The sequence below is a fragment of the Streptomyces armeniacus genome (assembly GCF_003355155.1).
In the GTDB taxonomy this organism is placed as follows: domain Bacteria; phylum Actinomycetota; class Actinomycetes; order Streptomycetales; family Streptomycetaceae; genus Streptomyces; species Streptomyces armeniacus.
This window is the reverse complement of the sequence record NZ_CP031320.1, coordinates 5,748,472-5,762,121: the sequence shown is the minus strand read 5'-3', so window position 1 is coordinate 5,762,121 and position 13,650 is coordinate 5,748,472. Positions and strand designations below refer to the sequence as shown.

General features: G+C 71.8%; 12 protein-coding genes and 1 tRNA gene. 9 read left to right on the top strand and 4 right to left on the bottom strand.

Features of this window, described 5'->3' with window-relative positions:
• Window positions 1–89: 89 nt before the first annotated feature.
• Together DVA86_RS25085 and DVA86_RS25080 are read right to left on the bottom strand one after the other, a co-directional pair.
• On the bottom strand, window positions 90–815 hold the full coding sequence (locus tag DVA86_RS25085; RefSeq protein ID WP_208881652.1) for a maleate cis-trans isomerase family protein: 726 nt from the start codon (window positions 813–815) through the stop codon (window positions 90–92).
• Window positions 816–1,041: 226 nt separating this feature from the next.
• Entirely contained in the window at window positions 1,042–2,010 is a 969-nt protein-coding gene (locus DVA86_RS25080) for a maleate cis-trans isomerase family protein (RefSeq protein WP_245997102.1), read from the bottom strand.
• 201 nt (window positions 2,011–2,211) lie between these two features.
• Between DVA86_RS25080 and DVA86_RS25075 the strand changes: the two genes are divergently transcribed.
• Both DVA86_RS25075 and DVA86_RS25070 read left to right on the top strand, forming a co-directional pair.
• Window positions 2,212–3,174, top strand: a complete 963-nt coding sequence (locus tag DVA86_RS25075; RefSeq protein WP_208881650.1) for a D-2-hydroxyacid dehydrogenase — start codon at window positions 2,212–2,214, stop codon at window positions 3,172–3,174.
• Between the two features lie 198 nt (window positions 3,175–3,372).
• Window positions 3,373–4,779: an amidase gene (locus tag DVA86_RS25070; RefSeq protein WP_208881648.1), complete on the top strand. Its 1,407-nt coding sequence runs from the start codon at window positions 3,373–3,375 to the stop codon at window positions 4,777–4,779.
• Between the two features lie 32 nt (window positions 4,780–4,811).
• On the opposite strand, the gene DVA86_RS25065 is transcribed toward DVA86_RS25070, so the two are convergent.
• Window positions 4,812–5,315 (bottom strand): DUF3830 family protein, encoded by a 504-nt coding sequence (locus DVA86_RS25065; RefSeq protein WP_208885121.1) that lies wholly within the window; start codon window positions 5,313–5,315, stop codon window positions 4,812–4,814.
• Window positions 5,316–5,437: 122 nt separating this feature from the next.
• Between DVA86_RS25065 and ehuB the strand changes: the two genes are divergently transcribed.
• The 7 genes from ehuB (at window position 5,438) to DVA86_RS25030 (ending at window position 12,679) form a co-directional block, all read left to right on the top strand.
• On the top strand, window positions 5,438–6,346 hold the full coding sequence (ehuB, locus tag DVA86_RS25060) for an ectoine/hydroxyectoine ABC transporter substrate-binding protein EhuB (protein WP_208881646.1): 909 nt from the start codon (window positions 5,438–5,440) through the stop codon (window positions 6,344–6,346).
• Window positions 6,346–7,089: an ectoine/hydroxyectoine ABC transporter permease subunit EhuC gene (ehuC, locus tag DVA86_RS25055; RefSeq protein ID WP_208881644.1), complete on the top strand. Its 744-nt coding sequence runs from the start codon at window positions 6,346–6,348 to the stop codon at window positions 7,087–7,089. Before ehuB ends, ehuC begins: the two co-directional genes overlap by 1 nt.
• Window positions 7,086–7,736: an ectoine/hydroxyectoine ABC transporter permease subunit EhuD gene (gene ehuD / locus DVA86_RS25050; RefSeq protein WP_208881642.1), complete on the top strand. Its 651-nt coding sequence runs from the start codon at window positions 7,086–7,088 to the stop codon at window positions 7,734–7,736. The genes ehuC and ehuD overlap by 4 nt, the downstream gene beginning before the upstream one ends.
• On the top strand, window positions 7,726–8,541 hold the full coding sequence (gene ehuA, locus DVA86_RS25045; protein WP_208881640.1) for an ectoine/hydroxyectoine ABC transporter ATP-binding protein EhuA: 816 nt from the start codon (window positions 7,726–7,728) through the stop codon (window positions 8,539–8,541). The genes ehuD and ehuA overlap by 11 nt, the downstream gene beginning before the upstream one ends.
• Before the next feature lie 222 nt (window positions 8,542–8,763).
• The gene (locus DVA86_RS25040; RefSeq protein WP_208881638.1) at window positions 8,764–9,522 is read left to right on the top strand and encodes an IclR family transcriptional regulator; all 759 of its coding nucleotides are present in this window, start codon (window positions 8,764–8,766) and stop codon (window positions 9,520–9,522) included.
• Window positions 9,523–9,615: 93 nt separating this feature from the next.
• Window positions 9,616–9,689: transfer RNA gene (locus DVA86_RS25035), tRNA-Lys, on the top strand.
• Window positions 9,690–9,784: 95 nt separating this feature from the next.
• A complete protein-coding gene (locus DVA86_RS25030) occupies window positions 9,785–12,679 on the top strand; it encodes a type I polyketide synthase (protein ID WP_208881637.1) in 2,895 nt (964 codons plus the stop codon).
• A gap of 162 nt (window positions 12,680–12,841) precedes the next feature.
• On the opposite strand, the gene DVA86_RS25025 is transcribed toward DVA86_RS25030, so the two are convergent.
• A complete protein-coding gene (locus DVA86_RS25025; RefSeq protein WP_208881635.1) occupies window positions 12,842–13,558 on the bottom strand; it encodes an antibiotic biosynthesis monooxygenase in 717 nt (238 codons plus the stop codon).
• Window positions 13,559–13,650 lie beyond the last annotated feature (92 nt).

The following is a 13,650-nucleotide window of genomic DNA, read 5'->3' as shown; positions in this document are numbered from 1 at the left end:
GCGCGGCGGCGCGGCGGCGCTCGTACGAACCGGGCAACCGGCCGCGCCCCCGCGCTATTCCCAGGGGGCGGGCAGAGGAGAGGGACGCGTCAGGCGAAGAGCTTCCCCAAGGCGGGCGTGTGCACCGTGCGGTCCAGGAGGCGCAGGCCCTCCCAGACGGTGACCTGGTTGGCGGTGAGCACCGGCTTGCCGAGTGCCTCCTCCAGGTCCGGGATCCAGGCGGCGGTGTGCAGCGCGGTGTCGGGCAGCAGGACGGCCTCGGCCTCCGGGTGGTCGCCGCCGCGTGCCAGGGCGAGCACCTCCTCGCGGCCCCAGGTGCCGACCTCCGCGGCGGTGATGATGCCGCTGCCGCGCATCGAGACGACCTCGGAGCCCGCCGCCTTCAGGAAGGCCGTGAACAGCTCGGCCACGTCCTCCGGATAGGTCGCGGCGATGGCGACCCGTGCGGCACCCAGCTCCTGTACGGCGTGGGCGAAGGCGAAGGAGGTGCTGGACGCGGGCAGCCCGGCGTTCTCGGACAGCTCGCGCGCCTGCGCGTGCGCGCCGTCCCAGCCGTAGACGAAGCTGGCGCTGGTGCACGCCCATACGACGGCCTCCGCGCCGAGCGCCTTCACCTCCTCGACCTTCGCCGAGAGCCGGTGGGCGGAGCCCATCTCGAGGAGCGCGTCGACGCGGTGGGCGTCCTCGCCGATGTCCGTGTGGACGAGCGGCAGCCGTACGTCCTCCGCCCCGGCGTCCCGGAGGATGCCCTCCAGCCGCGGAAAGTCGTCCTCCGCCGAGTAACCGGGGTAGAGGAACCCCACCGCCTGTGCCATGTACGCCTCCTGAAGCGTCGAACTCGGTCCTGTGATCGTGCCGTGCCGTGCCGTGCCGCGGTGTGTGCGGAAACACCCCGGGTGCGCCGCGTGCCGCGGCCGTACGTGCGGGCGCCGGGCCCGTGGCCCGGCACGTATGTGTCGTGTGTCTCGCTCGTGCGCGCGCGTGCGCGCACGCGCATGTCCGGTCGCCGGTACGCCGCAGCCGGTACGCCGTACGGCCGGCTCAGCCCGCGGGCTGTGCCCCGCCGCCCCGGTCGTCCGTGCCGGACGGCGGGAACGGCTGGTCGTACGGGGCCGGCGGCTCGCCGCCGCCCTCCAGGTCAGCGCCCGCGAGTGCGGCCTCCGGTGCCGCCGGCGGGGGCGGAGCCGTGTCCGCGTCCGCGGGGGACGCGGCGGGTGCGGGGGACGCCGGCGGCGCGGGCGCCGGGTCGGGCGCCATCGCCGCCGGCCCGCGTCGCGCGACGGGGTCGAGCAGCGCCTGGTAGGGGCCGACGGCCTCCTTGCCGATGCGCTGCAGCGCGGCCCAGACCGTCACCTGGTTCGCCGACAGCACCGGCATCCGCAGCTCCGCTTCGAGCTGCGGGATGACGTCGTACGTCGGCAGGTTGGTGCAGCTGATGAACAGCACGTCCGGGGCGTCGACGACGGCCTCGCGGGCCATGTCGACCACGTCCCGGTACGGCACCCGCCAGATGTGCCGGGTCAGCCCGAGATAGCTGCGGCCGGTGACGGCGATGCCGGCCTCGCCGAGGTAGTCCTCGAGCGAGTCGGTCACGGACTTGGTGTACGGGGTGACCACCGCGACGCGACGCGCGTCGAGCTCCTGCAACGCCTCGAGCAGGGCGCCGGAGGTGGTGAGCGTGGGCACCTCGCCGGCCTGCTGCATGGCAACGCTCATGGCCTTCTCGCCCGCGGTGCCGCCGACGAAGCTGCCGGATGTGCAGGCGTACGCCACGACCTCGGGGGACACGGCGGTCAGGGCGAGCACGGCCTCGTGCAGCGTCTCGTGCTCACTGACGAGCCGGGCGAGGTCGAGGCTGACCTCGACGGGGACAAAAGGGGTGCGGGTGAGGTGCAGTGAGACGTCGTCCGGCACCCAGCGCCAGAGCTCACGGTCGAGCGCGAAGTCGAACGGCGCGACGATTCCGACGCCGCGCTGCGGCTGCGGTCCACCGAGGAAGGAGACATCCATTTCGAGCCCCAAAGAGACGGAGGGGTGGCACAGGCCAGAAAGAAAGAGATAACCGGTCAGACGCCGGGAACGCCGGGACAGATGCCTTTGTTGACGAAGGTAGTTCGCCGTCCCTACCGTGGTCAATCCTCGCATCTGCGACGACTCTCCGCGCCCGAGCCCCATCACAGTCGGCTCCCGTTTCGAAACGGTTTCCTGCCTATGTCCGAAACATGTGTTCTTGTCCTGGATGCCGACCCTCTTCCCCGGCTCGAACGGCTCGAGGGACGGGCACGAATCGTGCACGCCGACGAGAAATCCCTGGCAGAGCGGCTGCCGGAGGCCGACGTGCTGCTCGTCTGGGACTTCCTCTCGAACGCCGTACGGGAGGCCTGGCCGGGCGAGGGTGCCCGGCCGAGGTGGGTGCACACGCCGAGCGCGGGCGTCGACCGGCTGCTGCCGGAGCTCGCCGGTTCGGACGTGGTCCTGACTAATGCCCGCGGCGTCTTCGATCAGCCCATCGCGGAATATGTGGCAGGGCTGGTTCTGGCCATGGCCAAGGATTTCTTCGGCAGCCGGGAATTGCAGCGCCAGCGGCGCTGGCAGCACCGGGAGACCATGCGCGTCGGCGGGTCCCGCGCGGTGGTCGTCGGCTCGGGCCCGATCGGCCGGAAGATCGGCCGTACGCTCCGCGGACTCGGCGTCCAGGTGGACCTCGTCGGGCGTACGCAGCGGGACGGCGACCCGGAGTTCGGGCGGGTGCACGGCAGCGGCGCGCTGCACGGGCTGCTCGGCGAGGCCGACTGGGTCGTGTGCGTGGCGCCGCTCACGGAGGAGTCGCGCGGCATGTTCGACGCGGCGGCGTTCTCCCGGATGAAGCGGAGCGCCCGCTTCATCAACGTCGGACGCGGCCAGCACGTGGTGGAGGACGACCTCGTCGAGGCACTGCTGTCGCACCGGATCTCGGGGGCGGCGCTGGACGTGTTCATGGAGGAGCCGCTGCCGGTGGAGAGCCGGCTGTGGGACGTGCCCGGACTGCTGGTCTCCCCGCACATGAGCGGCGACACGGTGGGCTGGCGGAACGATCTCGCCGAGCAGTTCCTGGACAACTTCGACCGCTGGTACGCGGGCGAGCCCCTGCTCAACGTGGTGGACAAGGACCTCGGGTACGTCCGGGCGGACTGACCGCCCGCAATTCCCCGGCCCTCCCGTACGGTTCCGCCGCGGCGCGGACCGTACGGGCCGTATGGTCCCGGCGGCCGTACGGACCACCGCCCCCGGTCCGCCGATCCACCGGACCGCAGATCCACCGGACCGCAGATCCACCGCTCCACAGGACCGTCGCTCCACCGATCCGTTGCCGAACCATCCGAGGAGGATGCGTTGTCCGATCTCACCGCACTGACCGCCGCCCGGCTCGTGGCGGGGTACGCCGCCGGGGACTTCTCGCCGGTCGAGGTGGCGCGCGCCGCCCTGGAACGGGCCGAGGCCGCGCAGCCGCGCGTGAACGCGTTCGTCCGGATCAACGGCGAGGTGGCGCTCGCGGACGCCCGCGCGAGCGAGGAGCGGTGGCGGCGCGGCGAGCCCGCCGGGCTGGTCGACGGCGTGCCGGTGACCGTCAAGGACATCCTGCTCCAGCGCGGCATGCCGACCCTGAAGGGCTCCTGGTCCGTACGCGAGGACGGCCGGGCGTGGGACGAGGACGCGCCCTCGGTCGCGCGGCTGCGCGAGCACGGCGCGGTGTTCCTGGCGCGTACGACCACACCGGAGTTCGGCTGGAAGGGCGTGACGGACAGCCCGCGGCACGGCGCGACCGGCAACCCGTACGACCCCGAGCGCACCGCCGGCGGCTCCAGCGGCGGCGGCGCGGCGGCCGTGGCGCTGGGCGCGGGGCCGCTGAGCCTGGGTACGGACGCGGGCGGATCGGTCCGCATCCCCGCCTCGTTCAGCGGGATCTTCGCGCTGAAGCCGACGTACGGGCGGGTGCCGATGTATCCGGCGAGCGCGTTCGGGACGCTGGCGCACGTCGGGCCGATGACCCGGGACGCGGCGGACAGCGCGCTGCTGATGGACGTGATCAGCGCGCCCGACCCGCGCGACTGGGCACAACTGGGGCCGGTGCACGGCAGCTTCCGGGACGGGCTGTCCGGCGGCGTGGCCGGGCTGCGGATCGCGTACTCGCCGACGCTCGGCGGGCAGGTCGAGGTCGACCCCGTGGTGGCCGCCGCGGTGCGGCGCGCGGTGGAGCGGCTGGCGGAGCTGGGCGCCGTGGTGGAGGAGACCGATCCGGACCTGCCGGATCCGGTGGAGGAGTTCCACACGCTGTGGTTCAGCGGCGCCGCCCGGATCACCCAGGACTTCACCGACGAGCAGCGGGCGGCGATGGACCCGGCGCTGCGCGAGGTGTGCGAGGAGGGCGCGCGCACCAGCGCGCTGGACTACCTGGCGGCGGTCGACGTACGGATGGCGCTGGGCCGCACGATGGGCCTGTTCCACGAGCGCCACGACCTGCTGGTGACCCCGACGATGCCGATCACCGCGTTCGCGAAGGGCGTCGAGGTCCCGGACGGGTCGCCGCTCCCCCGCTGGACCAGCTGGACGCCGTTCACGTACCCGTTCAACATGACGCAGCAGCCCGCCTGCTCGCTGCCCTGCGGCGTGGACGGCGACGGGATGCCGGTGGGCGTGCAGCTGGTGGCCGCACGCCACCAGGACGCCCTCGTACTGCGGGCGGCGCACGCGCTCTACGAGGCGGGCGCCGCCGACATCCCCGGGCCCGGGCCGGTCTAGGGCCCGGCCCCGGCCTACGGCTTACGGGGCGGCTACTGGACGCGCCGGAAGTTGAGGGTCTCGCCGATCGCGCCGGCCCGCCAGAGGTCCTGGCAGGCGTCGGCCATGCGGTCGAGGCCGTCCACTACCGAGCCCCAGACGATGCCGGGGACCCAGCCGGCGTCGCCGTTGATCAGCAGGTTGTTGCGTTCGTAGAAGAGGGCGAGGTCGACCACCGTGGTGCGGCCGCGGTGGTCGGCCTGCTCCTCGTAGCCGTAGGACGAGGTGGCCAACTGGGTCTGGGTGAAAGTGAAGTAGCACAGATCACCCGGAATGGGGGTGATGGTGGGGTTCTCGAGCGGCGGTTCTTCCGGTGCGAATGGCGGGATCAGTGCGTAGATCTCGTTTCGGGCGTATTTGGCGTGGTAGACATCGCCGCCGAGGGGCAAGGCGTTCCACACCGCCTCGCAGGTGATCGGCGCCCGGTCGTCGAGCAGCTTCGCGGTGCAGCTCACACCGCGCTTGTCCAGGGACACTTCGATGAAGCGGTCCGGCATCATGCCTCCCTCGGTCAGTCGTTTACCTGTCAATACTGACGTAGCGGTCAACACCACAACGACCACGTCAAGGGCTGGAAACGATTCGCATAACTCTCGGCTGCCTGGGTAGCCGCGCGCCCATGGCTCCACCACTTAGGGCGAGTACGCCATTCAACGGAAAAGGGATCAGCCGCCGCTCACTGCTCGCAGGAGCGGCGGCGGCGGGTGCGTTCGGCGTGGCCGGATGCAGCCGAGCACCGGACGAAGGGGAAGTGGAAGGGGGCGACCTCCTGGAGAGGCTGCGGGACAAGGGGAGCGTCCGGATCGGCATCGCGAGCGAGCCGCCGTTCGGATACATCAACGACGAGGGCGATGCCACGGGGGAAGCGCCGGAGATCGCCAAGGTGATCTTCAAAAGACTCGGCGTTCCCGAGGTCAAGGCGATCCCGGTGGACTTCTCCGCACTGATTCCCGGCCTCAAGGCACAGCAGTTCGACATCGTCTCGGCGGGGATGTACATCACCCCGGACCGTTGCGAGCAAGTGCTGTTCGCCGATCCGGAATACATCATGCCGGATGCCTTCATCGTGAAGAAAGGCAACCCGCACAACATCAAGACGTACCAGGATATCGCCGACAAGAAGCTCAAAATCGCTTCCGGTGAAGCTTATGCCGAAATTGCGACGGCCGAGTCGTACGGTCTCAAGGTGGAGATCTACCCGGACCAGGTCGCGGGCCTGAACGCCGTGACGACCGGCCGTGTTGACGCGTTCGCGGGCACCAACGTCACTGTCGAGACCGTGGTGAAGGGCGCCCGCAAGGCCGAGGCCACCCCGGCCTTCACGCCGAAGACGGCGGACGGCAAACCCGCCATCGGCGCGGGCGGCTTCGCCTTCCGGCTCAGCGAGAAGAACTTCCGCGACGCCGTCAACAAGGAGCTGCACAAGCTCAAGCAGAACGACTACGAAGAGCTGCTGAAGATCGTCAGTCCCTTCGGTTTCGGCAAGACCGAGATGACCGACCTGACCGCGAAGGAGCTGTGCGGCTGATGATGACTTCAGGCATGTTCACCACATGGTTCCTGCCGGGGATCTGGATCACGATCCAGGTGACCGTGTTCAGCGCCGCGCTGGCTGCCGCAGTCGCCTTCATCATCGGACCGCTGCGCACCTCGCCGTACTGGATCGTGCGCTTCCTCGCCGGCACCTACTTCGAGATCTTCCGCGGCACGTCGGCACTGGTGCTGATGTTCTGGATGTTCTTCGCACTGCCCCTCTTCGGCTGGCAGCTCGTCCCGATGTGGGCCGGCGTGAGCGCGCTGGGCCTGACGTACGGCGCGTACGGTTCGGAGGTCGTACGCGGCGCACTGGCCGCAGTCTCCCCGGCCCAGCGCGAGGCGGGGATCGCGCTGAGCTTCACCAGGCTGCAGCGGCTGCGGCGGATCGAACTGCCGCAGGCGTGGCCGGAGATGATCCCGCCGTTCAACAACCTGCTGATCGAACTCCTCAAGGGCACCGCCCTGGTGTCGGTCATCACCGTGGCGGACATGACGTTCGCCGGGAACCTCGTGCGGCTGGGCAGCAACGAGAGCGCGCCGATCTACACCCTGCTCCTCGTGCTCTACTTCGTGCTCGCCTTCATCCTCACCCGCGGCATGCGGGCGCTGGAGCGGCACGCGAGGGCCGGGATCGGCCAGGCGCCGGAGAAGAAACCGGGATTCATCAGCCGCAAGCTCAGCGAGCGCGGTGAGCGTGCGCAGGCCGGCAGCCAGGCCGCGGGAGGTATGGGATGAACAGCTGGGACTGGTCCAACGTCGACGCGTTCATGCCGCGGTTCTGGGACGGGGTGCTCGTCACCCTGCAGGCCCTGGTCCTCGGCTCGCTGATCGCCTTCTCCCTCGGTCTCGTATGGGCCATCGCGCAGCGCTCCACCCTGGTGTGGGTGCGCTGGCCGGTGACCGCGGTCACCGAGTTCATCCGGAACACGCCGCTGCTGGTGCAGCTGTTCTTCCTGTTCTACGTGCTCCCCGAGTGGGGGCCCACCATGTCACCGCTGACCACCGGCATCATCGGTCTCGGTCTGCACTACTCGACCTATACGGCGGAGGTATACCGCGCCGGCATCAACGGTGTGCCGGTCGGCCAGTGGGAGGCGGCCACCGCGCTGAGCCTGCCCAAGGCGCGTACCTGGACCTCGGTGATCCTGCCGCAGGCCATCCGCCGTGTGATTCCGGCTCTGGGCAACTACGTCGTGTCCATGCTCAAGGACTCGCCGATGATCGCCGTCATCGGGGCGTTCGAGATGCTCGGCGAGGCCCAGGCATACAGCAATGAGACGTTCACCACCGAGGCCATCACGGTGGTCGGTGTCGCCTTCGTCCTCATCGCGTACCCGGCTTCCCTTCTGATTCGAGCCCTGGAGCGTCGTCTTGTCCGCTGAGAACAAGTCCCCGAAAGAGACCGCGAACCCCGCCACCGACGGCAGCGAGCTGATCCGTTTCGACGGTGTCACCAAGCGGTTCGGCAGCAACGTCGTCCTGGACCACATGGACTTCACCGTGTCGTCCGGCAAGCACGTCACCCTCATCGGCCCCTCCGGATCGGGCAAGACGACGATCCTGCGGCTGCTGATGACCCTGCTGAAGCCCGAAGAGGGCACCATCAAGGTCGCCGGTGACTACCTCACACACGAGGAGCAGAACGGCAAGCTCGTGCCGGCGGGCGAGAAGCACATCCGCGAGGTGCGCAAGAAGATCGGCATGGTCTTCCAGCAGTTCAACCTGTTCCCCAACATGGGCGTCCTGCGGAACATCACCGAGGCCCCGGTGCACGTGCTCGGCCTGTCCAAGGACGAGGCCGAGGAGCGCGCCCGCGAGCTGCTCGAGATGGTCGGCCTGACCGAGCACATCGACAAGTACCCGACCCAGCTGTCCGGCGGCCAGCAGCAGCGCGTCGCGATCGCCCGCGCGCTCGCGATGCGGCCGCAGGTGCTGCTCCTGGACGAGGTCACCTCGGCGCTGGACCCGGAGCTGGTGGCGGGTGTGCTCGACGTCCTGCGGGACATCGCACACACCACGGACATCACCATGCTGGTGGTCACGCACGAGATGAACTTCGCGCGGGACATCTCGGACGACGTGCTGATGTTCGACGCCGGCCGGGTCATCGAGTCCGGTCCGCCGGAGAAGATCTTCTCCGAGCCGGAGCACGAGCGGACCCGCGAGTTCCTGAGCGCGGTGCTCTGAGTACGGCGCTCTGAGTACGGCGTTCCGAGCCGTACGGACCCCACGCACACGCGGCCCCCGTCTCCTCCCAGGAGGCGGGGGCCGCGCCGCACCCGCTCAAGGCATATGCCGAATGCAGCAACAGCCGATTACCGATGGCCTGTTGGCGGCTATCGTGTGACGGGTACGCGTGACCCCCCGCTCTGGTCACGATGCAGACGGTCACAACCTCCAGGGGGCACCGTGGCGCTCAGGCCGGAACCCACCGCACCGTTCCACTCGGTGCAGTACGCGCTGCGCGTGCTCGAGTCCGTCGCGGGACACCGCGACGGCGCCACCGAGGAGCAGCTGTCCCGTGAGACCGGGCTGCCCTCCGGCCATCTCGCGCACCTGCTGCTGATGCTGCGCCGCGAGGGCTATCTGGAACAGATCGCGGACGGCACGTACGTCGTCGGCGAGGGCCTGGTCCTCCTCGGCTCCGGCGGCGGCCGCGAACGCGCCCTGCGGGAGCGCCTCGACCGTACGCTCTCCGAGCTGCGCGACTCCCTCGGTGCGGCGATCTACCTCAGCCGGTACACGGACGGCGAGCTCGAGGTGATGCAGACGTCCGAGGGCCCGAACGCGCCGCTCGTCAACGAGTGGGTCGACTTCCGGTCGGCCGTCCACGCGACCGCGATCGGCAAGTGCCTCCTCGGCCAGCTCGACCACGACGGGCGCAAGGACCACCTGTCCCGGCACCGGACCGCGCGGCTCACCTCCCGCACCATCACGGACGAACGGCTGCTGCTGAACGCCCTCGACCAGCAGCCGCCCACGGTGCCGGTGCTGGACCTCCAGGAGTACGCGGTCGGTACGGTCTGCGCCGCCGTCCCCGTCACCGCGGGCTCGTCGGTCGGCTGCCTGGCGCTGTCCCTGCCGGTCGAGGACGCGCACCGGTTACGCCAGTCCGCGGAGGCGCTCAACAAGCGTGCCGCGCCGGTGATGCTGTCGCTGGCGATCTAGCGCGGGCCGCCGGGCCGTACGGCCCAGGCCCGGGTGCGCCCGCGGATGGTCGGGAGCACCGGTCCGGACCAGGTAACATGGTGGCGTCACCAGGCGCCGCTAGCTCAGTTGGTTAGAGCAGCTGACTCTTAATCAGCGGGTCCGGGGTTCGAGTCCCTGGCGGCGCACAGACGCTCGCCGGAAGGCCCTCTCGTACAGCGAGGGGGCCTTCCGCACGTTGGTCTGGTGAATTCCCGGCATGATCGCGCGGAAACTGGCCCGCATGGCGGACACGGCTCACGCGCTCGACGTGGCGGACACGGACCCCATGGCAGCTCACCGCGGGCAGCGGCCCGACCCCGCACGCTGGGGTCAGCGGCCGGTGGATCACCCACTGCTCGGTGCCGCCGTGGAACTCGCGGGCAGCGACCGGGTGCTGCTGACCGGCAGACTGTCCCCCGCCGCACAGCCCTGGCTCACCGACCACTCGGTGCACGGCTCCCCGCTGTTCCCCGGCTCCGGCTTCGTGGAGCTGGCGCTGCGCGCGGGCGAGGATGTCGGCTGCGGCACGCTCGAGGAACTCGTCGTGGAGGCGCCGCTGTTGCTCGACGAGCACGGTGCGACCCGTATCCAGGTCTCCCTCGGCGAACCGGACGCCGCGGGCCGCCGGAGCGTGGAGGTGTACGCAGCCGCGGACGACGGCAGCGGCAACGAGCCGCTGTGGCGGCGGCACGCCGGCGGCGTGCTGAGCGAGGCGGAACCGGAACCGCAGCCCCGGCCCGAGGCCGGGACCCGTACGGACGCCGTCGCGCATGCGGACGCGGACGCCGAAGTGGACGCCGGCACCGGCGCGTTCGGCACCGCCGCGTGGCCCCCGGAGGGCGCCGAGCCCGTACCCCTCGACGGCCTCTACTCCCGCCTCGGCACCGGGGGTTACGGCTACGGCCCCGCGTTCCAGGGCCTGCGCGCCGTGTGGCGGCGCGGTGACGAGACGTTCGCGGAGGTCGCGCTGCCCGAGGACGCGCCGCGCGACGGGCGGTTCCGGCTGCACCCCGTACTGCTCAACTCCGCGCTCCACCCGGAGGGCTGGGACGAGCGCGCGCGGCTGTCGTTCTCCTGGCACGACGTACGGCTGCACGGCGACGGCGGCCCCGACGGCGCCACCACCCTGCGCGTACGGCTCGCGCCCTCCGGCGACGGCGGTGTCGGTCTGCTGGCGGCCGACCGTACGGGCGCGCCCGTCGCCACCGTCGGCTCGCTGCGGACCCGGCCCGTACGGGCGGACGTGCTGCTCGCCGCGGGCGACCCGGTGGCCGACGTGTCGTACCAGGTGGACTGGCTGCCGCTGGCGTCGCCGGGTTCGAGCGGCGTGCTGGAGCACGTCGTCGCGCACGAGTCGGGCCGGGACTGCTGGGCGGTGCTGGAGGAGGAGCCGTCCGGGGTCAGCGGCGCCGCCCGCAGCATCGGGCTGTGCGTCGACACGTACCCGGACGTGGCGGCGCTCGCCGACGCCGTACGCGCGGGCGCGCCCGCCCCCGGCACGGTCGTCGTGCCGTGCCTGCCCGCGAAGGAACCGGTGTCCGAGGCGGTACGGGCGACGGCCGGGCGGGCGCTCGCCGTGGTGCAGGACTGGCTGGCCGCGGACGCCCTGTCCGGCACGCGGCTGGCGCTGGTGACGCAGGGCGCCGTGAGCACGAGGCCGGACGACGACAGCAGCGGCGACCCGGCCGCCGCCGCGGCCTGGGGCCTGGTGCGGTCCGTGAACGGCGAACACCCGGGCCGTACGGTCCTCCTGGACGTCGACTCCGACCTCACGTCCGGCTTCTGCCCCACCGAGGACGCGCACGCGCTCGGCGTCCAGCTGGTCGCCGCGCTCGCCTCCGGCGAGCAGCAACTCGCCCTCCGGCGCGGCGTCCTGCGCGTCCCGCGCCTGACCCCCGGCGCGCACGCCTCCGCGCCGCGCGCGTGCGCCGGCCGCGAACTCCCCGTACACCTCGACCCCGAGGGCCTCGCCCTGGTGACCGGCGGTACGGGCATGATGGGCGCCGTCTTCGCGCGGCACCTGGTGCGGGCGTACGGCGTACGGCACCTGCTGCTCGTCTCGCTCGACGGGCGGCAGGCCGAGGTGTCCGCCGTGCTGGAGGACGAACTCACCGCGCTCGGCGCCTCGGTGACGTTCGCCGCCTGCGACCTCGCGGACCGCGACGCGCTGGCCCGCCTGCTGGGCGGACTCGACCGGCGGCTGACCGCCGTCGTGCACACGGCGGGCGTCCTGGACGACGGCCCCGTCACGGAGCAGAGCCCGGAACGGCTCGACACCGTACTGCGCCCGAAGGTCGACGCCGCCGTGCACCTCGACGAACTGACACGCGACCTCGACCCGGAGATCTTCCTCGTGTGCGCCTCGGTGGCGGGCGTGTTCGGCGGCCCCGGGCAGGCCAACTACGGTGCCGCCAACGCCGCGCTGGACGCCTTCGCCGTGCAGCGCCGCGCCTGCGGGCGCCCGGCGACGTCCGTGGCGTGGGGCGTGTGGTCGCCGCGGCGGGGCATGGCCACGCAGCTGACCGGCGGGCACTGGGCGAAGGTGACCCGGGCCGGGGTGCTGCCGGTGTCCGACCGGCAGGGCACGGCGGTCTTCGACGCGGCGCTGGCGGCGCCGCGCGCCGACGTGGTGGGCGTACGGCTGGACCTGCCCGCGATGCGGCGCCGGTACCGGCCGGTGCCGCCGTTCTTCCGCGAGGTCGTACGGCCGCCGGCCGGCACGGGTGCGGATGGCTTTGGCGCGCACGGCAGTTGGGGCGCCGAGCTGCGTACGGCGCCGGCCGAGGAGCGCGAACGGCTCCTGCTGGACCTCGTACGCCGCTGGGCGGCCGGCGCGCTCGGCGCCGAAGGGCCGGAGGAGATCGCGCCGGACGGCGACCTGCTGGCGGCCGGGCTCGACTCGCTGGGTGCCGTCGAACTGCGGGCCGCGCTGGCGGAGGCGACGGGGCTGCGGCTGCCGCCGACGCTGGTGCTCGACGAGCCGGTGCCGGCCGGGCTCGCGGCGCGGCTCGCGGAACGGATGCCTGCGCCGCCGCCCTTGCCTGCGCCTCCGCCCTCGCCTGGGCCGCCGGCGGGCGGCCGCCTGCGCGCGGCGTTCCGCCGCCTCCGCGCCCGCCGCCGCCCGTCTGGCACTTGAGGAGGCCCTCAGCCACACTCCGGCCCGTCCGGCACGTGAAGACGGCCCCCAGCCACCGACATGCGGCAGCCGCCGGTGAACAATCACCGCATCACACGCCAAGCGCACCCCGGAACCGGGCCGAGGTCCGTCCTCAAACGCCGGACGGGCTTGATCTCGTCGTCAGTCCGGCACGAGGGACAGCGCGAACGCGTGCCGCGTCACCGTGCTCGACTTCAGGCCCGGGTACTGCTGCACCCGCCGCCACGCCGCCGTCGGGGAGCCGACGCCGTCACCCGGTGCGGCGAGGGCGTCGATGTGGGCCTGCTCGCTCTCCCATTCCGCGTAGTTGAGAACGTGCGCACCGTCCGTGCTGACGTGGAAGTGGGCCGAGAAGCCGCCCGGGTGCGGGTCCGGCTCGTCGTCGAGGGCGTCGAACACCGCGTCCACCCACGCCCGTTGGCGTCCCGCGTCCGGCCCCTCGAACTCGATCTCGACGGTCACGATGCAGCCCGGCACCCGTACGTCACCGGCCGCACCGCCCGGCGCGACGACAGCGCTGCGGTACCGGTCGTACACGCGCAGGCCGAGCCGTTCGGCATCGGGCACCGCCTCGAAGATATCGGCGAGGCGCTCGTCGCGGTGGTGCTGCTGGAAGACGCGGAGCGCCTCCTCGCTGGTCCACTGCGAGTAGTGGAGCAGGGTGTGCCCGTCGTTGGCGGTGTAGAGGCTGTACGAGAGCAGGTCCGCGGTGGGCCACGGCCTTGACTCCCAGGCGGCGGCGATGGCGTCGACGGTGGCGGCCTGCCGGTCCGGGCCGTTCGTACGCCACCGGCTGAAGACGGCGACGCCCAGGTCGGGGCGGTCGAGGCGGGGCGGGGTGTGCACGGCGGCCGTCATGGCGGTTCTCCTCTGGGTGACGCCTCAGGGTGGCGCCTCGGGGGCGCCTCGGAGGCGGTGTTTCCGGCTGACGGTGACCACCCTGCGACTTC